Origin of the sequence: Nitrosospira sp. NRS527 (assembly GCF_018406445.1) — a bacterium.
Taxonomy (GTDB): domain Bacteria; phylum Pseudomonadota; class Gammaproteobacteria; order Burkholderiales; family Nitrosomonadaceae; genus Nitrosospira; species Nitrosospira briensis.
Genome location: NZ_AP024515.1, coordinates 3,188,464 through 3,204,121, shown reverse-complemented (window position 1 = coordinate 3,204,121; position 15,658 = coordinate 3,188,464). Strand labels below are relative to the sequence as shown.

14 protein-coding genes are annotated in these 15,658 nt (G+C 53.8%); 5 read left to right on the top strand and 9 right to left on the bottom strand.

The annotated features are described in order from the left end of the window. Window positions 1-157 precede the first annotated feature (157 nt). The 5 genes from KJS40_RS14230 to KJS40_RS14210 all read left to right on the top strand — a co-directional run bounded on the left by KJS40_RS14230 (window position 158) and on the right by KJS40_RS14210 (window position 4,979). Window positions 158-1,327 (top strand): IS4 family transposase, encoded by a 1,170-nt coding sequence (locus KJS40_RS14230; RefSeq protein ID WP_213538168.1) that lies wholly within the window; start codon window positions 158-160, stop codon window positions 1,325-1,327. Between the two features lie 530 nt (window positions 1,328-1,857). Beyond that, a complete protein-coding gene (locus KJS40_RS14225) occupies window positions 1,858-2,904 on the top strand; it encodes a quinone-dependent dihydroorotate dehydrogenase (protein WP_213538503.1) in 1,047 nt (348 codons plus the stop codon). Beyond that, window positions 2,901-3,635 (top strand): RnfABCDGE type electron transport complex subunit B, encoded by a 735-nt coding sequence (locus KJS40_RS14220; protein ID WP_213538502.1) that lies wholly within the window; start codon window positions 2,901-2,903, stop codon window positions 3,633-3,635. The genes KJS40_RS14225 and KJS40_RS14220 overlap by 4 nt, the downstream gene beginning before the upstream one ends. Then, window positions 3,632-4,264 carry an endonuclease III gene (gene nth, locus KJS40_RS14215; protein ID WP_213538501.1) on the top strand — a complete coding sequence of 211 codons (633 nt, stop codon included), beginning with the start codon at window positions 3,632-3,634 and terminating at the stop codon, window positions 4,262-4,264. Before KJS40_RS14220 ends, nth begins: the two co-directional genes overlap by 4 nt. A 286-nt stretch (window positions 4,265-4,550) precedes the next feature. Then, window positions 4,551-4,979: a DUF1841 family protein gene (locus KJS40_RS14210; protein ID WP_213538500.1), complete on the top strand. Its 429-nt coding sequence runs from the start codon at window positions 4,551-4,553 to the stop codon at window positions 4,977-4,979. Window positions 4,980-5,357: 378 nt separating this feature from the next. Here KJS40_RS14210 and KJS40_RS14205 read toward each other — a convergent pair whose 3' ends face one another. From KJS40_RS14205 to ppc, 9 genes are all read right to left on the bottom strand, one after another. Continuing rightward, window positions 5,358-5,684, bottom strand: coding sequence for a cytochrome c (locus tag KJS40_RS14205; RefSeq protein WP_090459069.1), 327 nt, complete (start codon window positions 5,682-5,684; stop codon window positions 5,358-5,360). Window positions 5,685-5,709: 25 nt separating this feature from the next. Beyond that, window positions 5,710-6,042, bottom strand: coding sequence for a cytochrome c (locus KJS40_RS14200; RefSeq protein ID WP_213538499.1), 333 nt, complete (start codon window positions 6,040-6,042; stop codon window positions 5,710-5,712). Window positions 6,043-6,161: 119 nt separating this feature from the next. After that, complete coding sequence (locus tag KJS40_RS14195) at window positions 6,162-8,093, bottom strand: ATP-binding cassette domain-containing protein (protein ID WP_213538498.1); 1,932 nt, start codon at window positions 8,091-8,093, stop codon at window positions 6,162-6,164. Between the two features lie 126 nt (window positions 8,094-8,219). Continuing rightward, a complete protein-coding gene (locus tag KJS40_RS14190; protein WP_213538497.1) occupies window positions 8,220-8,729 on the bottom strand; it encodes an inorganic diphosphatase in 510 nt (169 codons plus the stop codon). A 63-nt stretch (window positions 8,730-8,792) separates the two neighbouring features. After that, on the bottom strand, window positions 8,793-9,623 hold the full coding sequence (locus KJS40_RS14185; RefSeq protein ID WP_025041801.1) for a transporter associated domain-containing protein: 831 nt from the start codon (window positions 9,621-9,623) through the stop codon (window positions 8,793-8,795). Between the two features lie 75 nt (window positions 9,624-9,698). Next, complete coding sequence (ybeY, locus tag KJS40_RS14180; RefSeq protein ID WP_213539869.1) at window positions 9,699-10,220, bottom strand: rRNA maturation RNase YbeY; 522 nt, start codon at window positions 10,218-10,220, stop codon at window positions 9,699-9,701. Next, window positions 10,204-11,181: a PhoH family protein gene (locus KJS40_RS14175; protein ID WP_213538496.1), complete on the bottom strand. Its 978-nt coding sequence runs from the start codon at window positions 11,179-11,181 to the stop codon at window positions 10,204-10,206. Before KJS40_RS14175 ends, ybeY begins: the two co-directional genes overlap by 17 nt. Window positions 11,182-11,302: 121 nt before the next feature. Then, a complete protein-coding gene (gene miaB, locus KJS40_RS14170) occupies window positions 11,303-12,652 on the bottom strand; it encodes a tRNA (N6-isopentenyl adenosine(37)-C2)-methylthiotransferase MiaB (protein ID WP_213538495.1) in 1,350 nt (449 codons plus the stop codon). Window positions 12,653-12,832: 180 nt separating this feature from the next. Continuing rightward, a complete protein-coding gene (ppc, locus tag KJS40_RS14165) occupies window positions 12,833-15,559 on the bottom strand; it encodes a phosphoenolpyruvate carboxylase (RefSeq protein WP_244859786.1) in 2,727 nt (908 codons plus the stop codon). Window positions 15,560-15,658: the final 99 nt, after the last annotated feature.

Here is a 15,658-nt window from a genome sequence, read left to right as displayed (position 1 = left end):
GTAATAAACCATCAGTAGTGTCCGGTTAAATCAGTAATGAGTGCGCAGAGATCGAGCTCTGGCGCGGCTTTTCAAGCAAATTACTTTGGTGCCGATTTGAAATCAACTGGTTCATATTCGAGTAGCTTTCCGAGATTGATTCCTCGGGAGGTAGCTTATGAATTCGGGCAAGACGATGTTCGCGCAGATCATGGAGTTTGTGCCATGGACGAGCTTTACCCGCATTGTGGCGCGTCACGGCGGCGATTCGGGGGTGCGGCGCCTGAGTTGCACCGAACAGTTCCGCGTGATGGCGTTTGCGCAACTGACTTATCGCGAGAGTCTGCGCGACATCGAAGCCTGTCTTTTGGTCAATCAGTCCAAGCTGTACGGCATGGGCTTTCGCACGCTGGTCAGGCGTTCCACGCTGGCCGACGCCAACGAAGGGCGCGATTGGCGCATCTGGGCCGATCTGGCGGCAGTGCTCATTCGCCGCGCGCGCAAGCTCTATTGCAACGACAGCTTCGGTGTCGAGCTTGCCAACACTGTCTATGCGCTGGACGCCACTACTATCGACCTGTGCCTGTCGCTGTTTCCCTGGGCGCCGTTTCGTTCCACCAAAGCAGCGGTCAAGCTGCATACGCTGCTGGATTTGCGCGGCAGCATTCCTGCCTTCATCCATATCAGCGACGGCAAGACCCACGAGGTCAGTGTGCTGGACATGCTGCCCGTGGAAGCCGGTGCGTTCTACTTGATGGACCGGGGCTATCTGGACTTCTCCAGGCTGTACGTTTTGCATCAGGCTGGCGCTTTCTTCGTGACCCGCGCCAAGCGGGGCATGAATGCGCGCCGGGTGTATTCGATGTCCACCGACCGGGGCACAGGCATGATTTGCGATCAACGCATCACGCTCAACGGCCACTATTCTGCCAAAGCCTATCCCGAACAGTTGCGGCGCATCCGGTTCAAAGATCCGGAGTCCGGCAAGACGCTGATGTTCCTGAGCAACAACACGGCATTGCCGGCTTCGACCATCGCCGCACTGTACAAGAGTCGCTGGCAGGTGGAACTGTTCTTCAAGTGGATCAAACAGCATCTGCGCATCAAGCACTTTATCGGCAACAGCGAGAACGCAGTGAAGACGCAGATCTGGTGCGCCATCGCCACCTATGTGCTGATTGCCATCGTCAAAAAGGAGCTGCAAATTGATGCCTCGCTCTACACTTTGCTACAGATTCTGTCGGTCTCAGTATTCGAGAAAACCCAGCTACAGCAAGCCTTCGCAGGCATCGACAACATTTCCGAACAGACTGACCTCAATAACCAACTAAATTTGTTCGACTTTTAACCGGACACTACTGATAAACCATAGTAATTTATTGCCGAATACTGAAGGAACCCTTGAACCTGAATCCCCGGTTGACCGCTTATTTTCGGCTCATTTGCCAACCGAGTAATCACTATAACGGAGAAAGATTTTTTGTGCCCCGTGAGCTTTATTTTTCGGTGAACTCGCTCCACTCCATCCAATGCGAGTTTTAGATTGAATGGATACGTTTTACCAGGTATCAAACACGATGAAAAAAACTCCCGCGGTTGGGCGGTGCCTCAATCAACGGCGCCTGTTCCAACGACCAGCCTCCCTATGACGATGATTAACGGTCGCAAGTTCCTTTACAGACTCGGCACTTTCCGGGTGTTAAACCCGGATGTTTCATAAATTGACGCGCGCCCTTGCTGGTCTTTTGTTTCGTATGAAAATTTCGTTCAGTCGGGCGTATGAATAACTACGCCACTCCTTCACAAAATCTCCCTACAAAACAAAATCCGGCGCAATCATCACGCGAATTTATGAAATATCCGGGTTAAAATGAATCCATGTTCTATTCCTTACTTCGTCCGCTATTATTCAGTCTCGAACCTGAAACAGCTCACCGCGTTACGTTTGATGCAATCGAGAAAGCTTATCGTTTCGGACTGATCAATCGCGCCCCGATAGCATGCCGGCCCCGCCATGTCATGGGTCTCGACTTTTCCAATCCTGTCGGCATGGCTGCCGGGCTGGACAAGAACGGTGAACACATTGACGCACTGGCGGCGCTCGGGTTTGGTTTTATCGAAATTGGCACGGTAACGCCCCGTCCACAACCGGGGAACCCCAAGCCTCGGTTGTTTCGTATTCCTCGGGCACAAGCCATAGTCAATCGCATGGGCTTCAACAATGACGGTATCGATAAACTGATAGCGAATGTCAGGCGTGCAAATTACCGCGGCATACTCGGCATCAATATCGGAAAGAATTTCGATACCTCGATGGAAAAGGCGGTTGACGATTACTTGACTTGCCTGCGCAAAGCCTATCGCTACGCCGATTATATCGCCATCAACATTTCATCGCCTAATACGCCTTCCCTTCGGCAACTACAAAACGCCGACGAACTGGATCATCTGCTGGGTGCGCTGAAGCTGAACCAGCAAAAACTCACCGACGAGTACGGAAAATATACGCCGCTTGCCGTGAAAATCGCTCCCGATCTCGATCTGCAGCAAATCGACTCCATTTCGGCGCTTTTGATGAAACATCGTATAGACGGGGTTATCGCGACGAATACCACTATTTCCCGCACTGGAATAGAGACACTGCCTTATGCATTCGAGTCTGGCGGATTGAGCGGTGTACCGCTGGCTAAACGCGCCACCGCTGTCATCAGGCGTTTGCATAGAATGCTGCAAGGCGCGCTGCCCATCATTGGGGTAGGCGGCATCATATGCGCAGCGGACGCAGAGGAAAAAGTCGAGGCTGGGGCGAGCCTGGTCCAGATATACAGCGGCCTGATCTATCGCGGCCCTGGCCTGATACGGGAGATTGCGCATGCGTTGTGCGCCTCGGACACGCAGCGTCCTTCGCGAGCGGGTTTGGGATGAAAGAAAGTTTGCTGGTAGCGGAAATCGACGGAATCCTGCCGCAAACCCAATGCCGCCGGTGCGGATTCTCCGGCTGCGAGCCCTACGCCAGGGCCATTGCAGAAGGGCATGCCAACATCAACCAGTGTCCTCCCGGTGGCGACGAGGGCATTCGCAAGCTGGCGGAATTGCTGGGGATAAGGCCGATGGCGCTGAACCCCCTGCACGGTACCCCCAAACCCAGGACAGTGGCACTCATTGACGAGCAGCCCTGCATAGGTTGCACGCTTTGTATCCAGGCGTGTCCGGTGGATGCCATCGCAGGCGCGGCCGGCCACGCGCATACTGTCATTGCGGCCGAATGTACCGGTTGCGAGTTGTGTGTTGCGCCGTGCCCGGTCGATTGTATAAGCATGATTCCATCCAGGGTACGAACTGCCGGTTCTGCGGGTAAGGACGACGCCAAAATTGATGACCCCTTGATACTTGAAGACGACAAGCAAGTTGCCGATCGCGCGCGCGCGCGCTATCAATTCAGGCTGCAGAGGCTCGAGCGTGAAAAACAGGAGAACGAAGAAAGGCTTAAACAAAAAGCCGAAGGCATGAGTGGTATTTCATCACCCGCCCCCGATCTCAAGAAAGCAACTATCCAGGCTGCTCTGGAGCGTGCCATGGCCGCTCAAGCGCAGGCATCGAAGAAAAATAGCGCTGCGGATCCGTCGGTAACATCCCACCATAGTATTAATACATGAATTCAAGTATACGCCGCGAAATATTCAGGCGCTTCAAGTCGGTTAACCCGCACCCCACCACCGAACTGGAGTATGGTTCGACCTTTGAATTGCTCATCGCAGTGATCCTTTCGGCTCAGGCTACCGACAAGGGCGTGAACTTGGCTACCCGGAAACTGTTTCCCGCGGCAAATACACCTGAGAAAATTCTCGCCCTGGGGGAAGCCGGGCTGCGGGATTACATCAAGAGCATCGGGTTATATAAAACCAAGGCCAGGAATATTATCGCTACTTGCAATCTGCTCATCCAGCATCACGACAGCGAGGTGCCGCAGACACGGGAAGCGCTGGAAAAACTGCCGGGCGTGGGGCGCAAGACCGCCAACGTAATATTGAATACCGCTTTCGGCCAACCCACTATGGCGGTGGATACGCATATTTTCCGGGTCGCAAACCGTACCGGGCTTGCACGCGGCAAAACCGTGCTGGAGGTGGAGCTGAAACTACTGAAGTGCATACCGAAGGAATTCAGCCACGATGCGCATCACTGGCTCATTTTACATGGGCGGTATGTATGCATCGCGAGAAAGCCGAAATGTGCGATTTGTATCATTAATGATTTGTGCGAGTTCAAGGAAAAAAATCTTTAACCTAAATCCGGTAGTTGACCGCTCATTTAATAGATCAGTGTTATGATTAATAACAATATTTCATATTATTTGACGCTTACTTTCCGGGTGAGGTCGCTACGGGGTGAAGTGCACGGTTTTTGCGGCACATGGCTGCGTTGCAACTCCTTGGAATGGAACGATCATTCCGCGTCGTTGCGCCTTGCCCTGCACCCCAAAAACCGTACACTTCACCCCGTCCAACTACCGGATTTAGGTTTAAGGAAAACAGCTTTGAGAAAAATGAGTCCGCTCAGTTACAGCCTGGATGTTTAATCCTTCGAGGGAAGAGGCGCGCCAGTTTTTCTTTGACACCTGGCGCAAGTATCGGCAGAGAGAGATACTTTCCGACATGGAAAATATGGCGATTGAGGTGATCCTGCTGCATCCGGAGTACCACGCCATGCTTGATGATCCGGGACGCTACCAGGACAAGGATTATCTGCCCGAAATGGGCGATACCAATCCATTTTTGCATATGGGCATGCATATTGCCGTCGGGGAGCAGCTCTCGATAGACCAGCCCGCCGGTATTCGCAAGCGATTTGAACGTCTACTGAAGCTGACCGGCAACGAGCACGATGCCGCGCACCAAGTCATGGAATGTCTTGCGGAAATGATTTGGCAGGCACAGCGCAACCAATCGGCGTTTGACGCCTCGATTTACTTTGAATGCCTGGATCGGTGGCAGAATTGATCTTTATTCGAGGTGACGCTACTGGACTTTGAGTAGCAGGCCGCTGGCTTCCAGCCCGCCTGCGCCTTCTGAACAAGCCCCTGGGGGGTGAGTGCTGCGTATGTCCTCCGAGGAAGGACCGGCGCTACTGGGTTAAAAACCGATGGGGACGGCGCCCTAGCGTTGCGCAAAGGGTGCCCCGAAGGGAGCATCGGGACAGTACCGAGGTCCACGACCGCCCCTCGCGCCTGCTCCCTACGCCGAGGCCGTGCACCTTCTACGGGAAAGTACTATTCTGCGCTGCGTTCGCGCGCTATCCGATCTCGTTTCCCCCAGCCCATCCCTACATCCATTGGACCACAATCATGCCGGCGTAGGGCTTATCCAGAAATTCCTGAATCAATATTTGGTTTTCAGACCGGATTGACTTGCAAAATAAGCTGACACATTTTCAATGTCTTCCTTGCTCAGGGCGGCAGCCATGCCAGCCATGATGGGGTCCTGGCGCGCGCCCGACTTATATTCGGTCAGCGTTTTTTCCAGATAACTTGCATGCTGTCCGTTCAGTTTCGGAAAAGCAGGTGCGGGACTATTGCCGTCCGGACCGTGGCACGCAGCGCAAACTTCTGCCGCTTTTTTCTTGCCAGCTTCAATATTGGCCGCCATTCCCTGGCTGGAAATCAGCAGCAGCGCGCCGCTCGCCGCGGCAATAACGAAATTTTTCATGAGGCTTTCCTTGCGTGATGAGTAATTATTTTCCGCTGGCACCAGCGTAATAGGCCGCCAGATCTTCCATATCCTGTTCGGATAGCTGGGCGGCAATCGCCTTCATGCTGGGGTGGTTGCGGGCATCCGTTTTATACGCCTGCAGCGCTTTGATCAGGTACTCGGCATGCTGGCCGCCAATTCTCGGGACGTTATATACCGTCGGGTAAGATGTCCGGTATCCTTCTATTCCATGACAGCCGATACACATGGTATTCTTCTGCTTGCCTGCAGCCGGATCACCCGCTGCCTGAGCCGTACCGGTGACTGCCAGAAGCAAGCCCCACGCAAATAAACTTATTATTGCTGGTCTTTTCATTATCAGTGCCCCCTCTTTACAAAAAGAGCGACTCTAAACGATGTGTCATTCCTGGTCAATCAATAAATCTATAAAACAATAACATATATCGAATAGGGATATATGTTATGAAATTATCGTTATGATTTCTGACCGTTTATCCGGCGTTTTGCATCAAGTTCCTCCCATCGGGCGAGACAACTCATAAGCTCTTCTTCAATCCCAACAAAACGTTCATGCAAGGCCCGCGCTTTTTCCGGTTGATTGAGATAAAAATCCGCAGTACCCAGTTGGCGGGTGATGACAGCCTGTTCCCGCTCCAGCAGCTCGATTTTTTGAGGCAGCTCATCGAGTTCGCGGATTTCCTTGTAATCCAGTTTAATCCGGGTAGGCGATTCGCGAACCTCGCGCGCCTTGAGCGGAGCCGTCTGTTGTGATTTTGCCGCCTGTTCCTTTTCCGCCGCTTTCCGATACCCCCTTGCCCGTACCCAATCTTCATAGCCTCCGACATATTCCCGCAGGATGCCATTACCTTCGAAGGCGATAACCTGGGTAACGACGTTGTCGAGAAATTCCCGGTCATGGCTGACGAGAAACAGCGTGCCCGAATAGTTTTGCAGCAGCGCCTCCAGTAGTTCCAGCGTTTCGATATCCAGATCGTTGGTAGGTTCGTCAAGGACCAGGACGTTGGCAGGGCGGGTGAACAAACGCGCCAGCAATAGCCGGTTGCGCTCACCGCCCGAAAGGGACTTTACAGGCGAACGCGCCCGCTGTGGCGCAAACAGGAAATCTTCCAGATAGCTGATGACGTGCTTGCGCGTCTCGCCAATATCGATAAAATCCGAACCCTGGCTAATCGTGTCTATCAGGGTTGCCTCCTCATCCAGTTGTTCGCGCAACTGGTCAAAGTAGGCTACCTCAAGCTTGGTACCCAGTCGGATATCGCCGCTATCCGGTGGTAATTCGCCCAGTATCAGCTTTAACAAGGTAGACTTGCCCGCGCCATTGGGTCCCAGCAACCCCACGCGATCGCCGCGCATGATCCGGCAGGAAAAATTGTCTATGATGGTCTTGTCGCCATATCTTTTGCTGACATGTTCCAACTCAGCCACCATACGTCCGGACTTGGCGCCTTCATCGACGTTGAGATTAACCGTTCCCATCTTTTCACGCCGGTCGGCACGCTCTATTCTTAGCGCTTCCAACCGTCTCACCCTGCCTTCGTTACGCGTACGGCGTGCCTGAATCCCCTTTCGTATCCAGACCTCTTCCTGCGCCAGCACTTTATCGAATTTTTGATTGTGAACGGCTTCAACTTCCAGCATCTCCAATTTTTTGCGCTGGTACTCGGCAAAATCGCCGGGGAAACTTGCCAACTTCCCACGGTCGAGCTCGACAATCCTCGTCGCCACATTATTCAGAAAGCGGCGGTCGTGTGTAATGAACAGCACGCTTCCCGCAAAGTCCTTCAGCAAACCTTCCAGCCACTCGATAGAGGAAAAATCCAGGTGGTTGGTCGGCTCATCCAATAGCAGCACGTCCGGAGATACCACCAGCGCGCGAGCCAGCGCGACCCGCTTTTTTTGTCCGCCGGAGAGTTGTCCCACCAAGGCATCGGGGGGAAGATCAAGCTTGTCGATAGCGGTTTCCACCCTGGCCTGGATGCGCCATCCATCCTGAGCTTCCACTTCGGCTTGCAAGTCCTGCAGGCGAGAAAGAAGTGCCTCGGTGTCTCCCGTGCCGTCGCTCAGGAGATGGGACGCTTCATGATAATGAAGCAGTACCTGGCTGACCTTCCCCAATCCCTTCGATACTTCCTCGAATACCGTAAGGGCGGGGTCCAGTTCCGGTTCCTGCGGTACATAGGCCAATTTCAATCCGGGGGTGCGCCAGATCCTGCCGTCGTCCGGCTTGATTTCGCCTGCGATGATGCGCAGTAAACTCGACTTCCCGCCGCCATTTCTGCCGATCAGCCCGATACGCTCGCCGGTATCAAGCTGCAAGTCTACTTGATCAAGCAACGTGTGATGGCCAAAGGCGAGGCAGGCTCTTTCAAGAGTGAGGAGAGGCATGGGCAGGGAAAGTGACTTCAGCTTGATTGATAAGGGGCGCAATTCTGGCACGCTTGGTGAAGTTTGGCAAAGAATCCGCCATTCTGATCAATGCGGATTTGCCGGGCGCGAGAACGATACGAGTGATCAATCGAACGGCGGCTCGTGTGATAAATCATCCCGGGGCCGCGCGCGTCCGAGCGCCTGAATCGCTTCGCACCAACCCTCACATGCGTTGCGCCCTGTCCGGCCCCGCCAGATATTCAGCACACCCTTGCATTTTGCGTAGAAGTAGAAAAATTTCAGTATTTCCTGACGTTGCACCGCATCCGGACAGACATCGCCACAGACAAGCTTGTCATCGATGAATCCGCCATCAGTCATGATCACGGCTCCCCAGGCTTTGACGCGTATCCTCGTACCCAACGACAGGCGCGGGCCGAGTACCAGCGCATCCAGAAGGTCGCCGTCGAGGCCGATGTAACCTGGCACGGAGCCATAGTTGAACGGACACGGCACGGGCGAGATAAAGTCGACTCTACCATTGGATCCGCGTTTAAGGAAGCTGCCTCGCGGAACTTCAATCACCACTTCCACCACGGGCGGTTCAGTCAGCGCCGGAATGCTTCGAACTCCTGCTCTGTCCAGGGTGGACATTATTTATCCATCATCTTGAAGTCCGCTTTTGATCCAGCCCCTCCTCGATTCTTTTGCAGGGTCTCACTGCCCGGTCTCATCCTTTTCGACCAGCAGCGTATACAACCGGCGGCTATCGGCGCGCAATACGATAAACCTGAAAGCGCCAACAGACACCTCTTCACCTCGTTTCGGCAACCGGCCAAATTTATGCAGCACCAGACCCCCGATGGTGTCGTAATCCACATCACTCAACTCGGCCCCGAGCCTTTCATTAAAATCGCCGATTTCGGTAATAGCCTTGACCCGGTAATGGCCGCCCGGATCCTGCACGATGTTGTCTTCGGCCTCGTCGAAATCATGCTCATCCTCGATGTCACCAACGATTTGCTCCAGCACGTCTTCGATAGTCACCAACCCCGCGACGCCGCCATACTCATCCACTACGATGGCTATATGATTACGGTTACTCCGGAAATCCTTGAGCAACACATTGAGCCGTTTGGATTCAGGGATAAAAACGACCGGCCGCAGCATATCGCGTACATCAAATTCTTCTTCTCCGGCAAAATAACGCAATAGATCTTTCGCCAGTAATATACCGATGACATTATTTTTATCGTTTTCGGTGACGGGAAAGCGCGAGTGCGCAGTCTCGATAACCAGCGGGATGAACTTGTCCGGCGTTTCACTGATATCGATCACACTCATTTGCGAACGCGGAACCATGATATCGCGGGCCTGCATTTCGGATACCTGTATCACCCCTTCGATCATGCTCAGGGCATCCGAATCGAATAAGTTGCGTTCATAAGCAGAATGCAATAACGCAATCAGTTGCTCGCGATCCCCCGGCTTGCGCAAAAGCCAGGCGCTGACGCGCTCAAGTAAGGCCGTTTTGGGGGGATCATCCATATGCGTTTGCCAGCTCGTTTACAAGAAATAAATAAACTGTGGAAGATGCCGACAAGAACATACGGTCACTCATAATCAACGTTCTTCAGCGGTGCCCGAAGATTCCCTGTAAGGATTTTCATATCCCAGTCTTTCGATAATTTCGGCCTCCATCTGCTCCATTGCCGCTGCTTCAACATCGCTTTCATGATCGTAGCCCTGAAGATGCAAGACGCCGTGCACGGTGAGGTGTGCGTAATGCGCTGTCAGATTTTTATGTTGCTCACGCGCTTCTCTTTCGATTACCGGCGCGCACAGCACGATATCTCCGGCCAGGGATTGCGCGCCCGGCCCGGTATTATCGTAAATAAAAGTCAGGACATTGGTCGGATAATCCCTGTCCCGAAAATTCCGGTTGAGGCTAAGGCCCTCCGCTTCATCAACGACGCGCAGTCCGATCTCCGCATCGTGTTTCAATGCGGCTTTGATCCATTTGCGAAACGCCGATCGAGAGGGTACGTCCGCAGCACGGGCGGCGTATTGCGTCGCCAATTTCAGCTTTACTGCGCGGGGCGAGACTGTTGCGGGAGCCGGGGAAAGGTTACTTGTCCTTTTCATATTTTTCATAGGCATTGACAATTCTTTGTACCAACGGATGCCGCACTACATCCTCTGCGCCAAAATGCGTAAAAGCGATACCACGCACTTTTTTCAGGACCTGCTGGGCCTCTACCAGGCCACTTTTCTGATGTTTTGCCAGATCGATCTGAGTAATATCGCCTGTCACCACAGCCTTGGAGCCGAAGCCGATACGAGTCAGGAACATCTTCATCTGTTCGGGCGTCGTGTTTTGCGCTTCGTCAAGTATGATAAAAGATTGATTCAACGTGCGCCCGCGCATGAAAGCCAGCGGCGCAACTTCAATTGCACTCCGCTCGAACTGCTTGCTGGTTTTATCAAACCCCATCAGATCGTAGAGTGCATCATAGAGAGGCCGTAGGTAAGGATCCACTTTCTGCGCCATGTCGCCTGGCAGAAAACCCAGGCGCTCGCCGGCTTCCACCGCGGGCCGCACCAGCACGATACGCGCTACGATATCGCGCTCCAGCGCGTCCACCGCGCTTGCCACGGCCAGATAGGTCTTGCCCGTTCCGGCTGGGCCGATAGAGAATGTGATGTCATGCGTCTGGATTTGCTGCAGATATTCAACCTGGCGAGGCGTCCGGCCGCGCAAATCGCTGCGGCGGGTAACCAGCGCGGGTTCCATCGGTTCTTTCGTAGCAGTAGCCGCGGCGAGTTTTTTCGAATGATGAGGATTCATCGCTTCGATCAGGCCCAACTGGATTTGCTCGATGCTCAGATGATGTTGCGCATGGCTGTAAAAATTTTGCAATGCTTCTGCGGCAAGCAAAGTCTGGGCGGATTTGCCGCGTAAGCTGAAGTGTTCCCCTCGGCGTGCAATGGTGACATCGAGTACCGTTTCGATCTGCCTGAGATTCTCATCCAGCGCACCGCATAAGTTGGCGAGACGCTGGTTATCAGCGGGGGAAAAAGAAATTTCGACAGGTTGGGGTTTCAAAAAGACTCTAAAACGCGATAGCGAGGCCTTAATTCTGGCAGCGACAGCCGTACTTTGCAAGGAGTGAAGGTGGCGGGGGCTTGCAGGGCCTCACAAAGTCGACATCGCGTGAAAATCTTACTCACATTTCGTAGGCTTGCTGCACGATTTCGCCGCGCAACGAATGCGCTAAGGCCGCAGAGATTTTGACGTTTAAGAAATGCCCGATCTTTGCCGCGTCACCGGCAAAATTTACCGTGCGGTTATTATCGGTGCGCCCGCAAAGCTCGTCGGCATTTTTTTTGGATTGCCCTTCTACCAGAATACGTTGAGTCGTGCCAACCATGCTTTGGCTGATGGTTCGCGCCTGTTGTTCGACTTTTTCCTGCAAGCGTTGCAATCGCTCAAGCTTGATCTCATAAGGCGTAGTGTCCGGCAAGGACGCCGCAGGAGTGCCGGGGCGCGGACTATAAATGAAGCTGAATGAACCATCGAAGCGGGTCTCTTCTATCAGCTTCATGGTTGCTTCGAAATCCGCCTCGGTTTCATCCGGAAAACCTATGATGAAGTCGGAGGTAAGCGAAATATCGGGGCGGGCGCTACGCAAGCGGCGGATGATGGATTTGTATTCCAGCGTAGTATAGCCGCGCTTCATTGCCGCCAGTATCCGGTCTGACCCGGACTGAACCGGCAGATGCACGTGACTGACCAATTTCGGCAATGTTTCGTAAGCCTGGATCAACCGTTCAGTGAATTCTTTAGGATGAGAGGTGGTGTACCGGATGCGCTCGATGCCGGGAATGTCATGGATATATTCAAGCAATAGCGCGAAATCGGCCATCTGCCGGTCTTCCCCATCTTCGATGATGCCCCGGTAAGCATTTACGTTCTGCCCGAGCAGCGTCACTTCCTTGACGCCTCGACTTGCCACCCCTGCAATTTCCGCCAGCACGCTGCTCAGGGGACGGGAGATTTCCTCGCCACGTGTATAGGGCACCACGCAAAAACTGCAATATTTGCTGCAGCCTTCCATAATAGAAACGAAAGCGGTCGCACCTTCAGTACGTGCTGGCGGCAGATGGTCGAATTTTTCGATTTCGGGGAAAGAAATATCCACCTGCGGGCGACCCGTGGCTTGACGCGCAGAAATCAACTGCGGCAACCGATGCAGGGTTTGCGGACCAAATACCAGATCCACATATGGCGCGCGCTTCACTATTTCCGCACCTTCCTGGCTGGCGACACATCCTCCCACACCGATGAGAAGATTCGGGTTGGCGGTTTTAAGATGCCTGACGCGCCCCAGATCATGAAATACCTTTTCCTGGGCTTTCTCCCGCACCGAGCAGGTATTGAACAAGATTACATCGGCCTCAGCGGGATCATCTGTTTTTTCCATGCCTTGCGCGTCATGCAGCACGTCCGCCATCTTGTCCGAGTCATACTCGTTCATTTGGCAGCCAAATGTTTTAATATAAAGTTTTTTAGCCACATCTATCTCCAACCTTACCGAAATATTGTTCGAACTATCCAGTACAGTGACCGTTCGGAAGTCGTAACGAATGCACGGGTTTCAGCACGTCAAAGCCGGGGTGAGGCTTATACGGCGCGGCAACCACTGTTTTCATCACGAGACATAATTTGCCGGAGTCCGGTAATGCCGTAAATGAGCTTATCCGCTGTTTCTCAGCCCTGCGGCCACGCCATTGATAGTGAGTTGTATTGCACGCTTCACGGCATCGGTCGCATCGCCCGAACGATAACGCCGCAACAGTTCTACCTGCAGATGATTGAGCGGATCGATATACGGTGTGCGATTACGAATACTGCGAGCAAGTGTAGGGTTATCCTGCAGCAACTCGGTGCGGCCGGTGACTGCGAAAAGCCACTTCACGCTGAGATCCCATTCTTTCTGTATGCGCCCAAAAACTTCTTCACGCAAGTTGATATCGGTAACCAGCTCAGCATAACGCGATGCAATGCCCATATCGGTTTTGGCGAGCACCATATCCATATTGGATAACATGGTTTGCAGAAATGGCCAGGTGCTATGCATTTCCTGCAGAAAACCCAGCCCTTTTTTACCTCGGCCCTGACGCTGGACAAACATTTCCACTGCCGTGCCAAAACCGTACCAACCCGTAATCATGGCGCGATTGACACCCCAGCTGAACGTCCAGGGTATCGCGCGCAAATCTTCTATACGATCGGATTGGGTGCGTGATGGCGGACGGCTGCCAATATTAAGTCCGGCGATTTCCCTGATCGGCGTCGATTCCTGGAAATAGCGCTTGAACCCCGGAGTTTCGTATACAAGGTTGCGATAAGCGGTGAGTGCATCGTGCGCGAGTATTTCCATGGTATTGTGATATTCGGCGGCGCGTTCACCAAGCGGATCGCGGCTCAGCAATGTAGCCTCAAGCGTCGCGGCAACCAGCGTTTCAAGATTTCGCCGCCCGATTTCCGGGTCGGCATATTTGCTGCCGATGACTTCGCCTTGCTCGGTGATGCGTATCTGACCATTCACGCTCGCCGGTGGCTGGGCTAGTATTGCCTGATAGCTCGGGCCGCCGCCGCGTCCAACCGTGCCGCCACGCCCATGAAAAAGGCGCAGTTCAACCTTGTGCCTGGCAAAAATTTTCGTCAACTCGGTTTCAGCCTTGTAAAGCTCCCAGTTGGCCGCGAGAAAACCACCATCCTTGTTGCTGTCGGAATAACCCAGCATCACCTCTTGTACATTGCCGCGCGAATCCAGGAGCTTGCGGTAGTATGGCAGCGAAAATAACTCGTCCATAACGGCGCCACAGCCGCGCAAGTCCGCGATAGTTTCGAACAACGGAACGATATTGAGATGCAGGCGCGGCTTTTCGCCGGGTTGCAAAAGACCTGCTTCCTTGAGTAGCAGTGCGACCTCCAGTATGTCGGAAACGCCGTCGGTCTTGGAAATGACATAATTTGGCAACGCGGCACGACCAAAGCGCCGGTGAATTTCCGTTGCCGTTTGTGCCATGCACAGCTCGCTCTGGGCAAGTTCGGAGTATTCCAGATAAGGTGAGCGCAAGAGACGAGGACTGCTGATTTCGGTCAGCAGCCACTGCACCCGTTCCGTCTCGGTCAATTCGGAATAATTCCGGTCACGTGCACAATGTCCGAGCAATTCCGCAACGACCTGCTCATGTATGCCACTATGCTGGCGCATGTCCAGTGACGCGAGATGAAAGCCGAACACCTCGGCCGCGCGCCGCAGATGACGCAGATCGCCGCGCGCCAATAATCCGGATTTGTGCTGCTTGAGCGACTGAATGACGATATCGAGATCCTTGATGAATTCCGTGCTTTTTGCGTAGGGTGCAGCAGGTCCAACCGGTCGCCGCTGCCTGATTACGTGACCAAGGCCCTGGCTGGTAGCAGCGAGCCGCGCATAAATACCGATCAATGCGCGGCGGTAAGGCTCATCCGCACGGCTGGGAGCGCGGTCAGGCGACGCCTCGGCCAATGCCGCCAAGGCGTCATCCACATCCACGAGGCGCTCGGTCAGGCTTAACCTGCGGCCTATCCGATGGACTTCACCCATATAAAAATCCAGTGCCAGCGCCGACTGTCTCTCAGACGCGTGGAGCATGACTTCATGGGTGACGAAAGGATTGCCGTCGCGATCGCCGCCTATCCAGCTACCGATGCGAAGAAATGGGGGAATACGGGGCGCATCCGCACCCATTCCACTTTCCAGCAAATCCTCCATTTCCGCATACAGGCGCGGTACCTCGGTGAGAAAAGTATAGTGATAATAGGCGAGACCATTATTGATTTCGTCATAAACGGAGAGACGCGCCGAACGCAGGATACGGGTCTGCCATAATATCTGGATGGCACAGCGCAACTCCTCTTCGTTATGGCGTAGTTCATCCGGCGTAAGCTGCATACGATCACGCTCGTTTAAAAGATGCGCAATGGCCAGGTGACAGTCCAGTATGCTTCGGCGTTGCACTTCAGTCGGATGCGCAGTCAAAACCGGGGAAATCAGTGCCTTATCGAAGAATCGGGCCAGGGCCATGCCATTCGTTTCGCTGGAGATGACCCTCTTCAGCGCGAGTGCCACGCTGCCTGCCTGTGGCGGCGATCCGTCGAGAAGATAGCTGCGGCGGCGGCGGTTGTGATGCATATCCTCGGCAATGTTCGAAAGCTGCGAGAATTGGCTGAATGCGCGAACCACCGCTTCCGTCGCCTTGTTGCTCAACTGATTGAGCATCACGTCCAGTTCGTGCCGTGCCTCCAGGTCCTGCTCCCGCCGGAATCGAATCGCAGTCTGGCGAATATTCTCGACCAGATCAAAAGTGGGCTCGCCTTCCTGCTCACGCAGGGTATCGCCCAACATACGGCCGAGCAGGCGGATATCCATGCGAAGGGGATCATCCTTGGGCCTGTCGTTATCGATGATGTCATTTTTTTCAAGGCTTCCGTTCGGGGAAGCAAGGGATGTCATAACGCTACCTCTTCT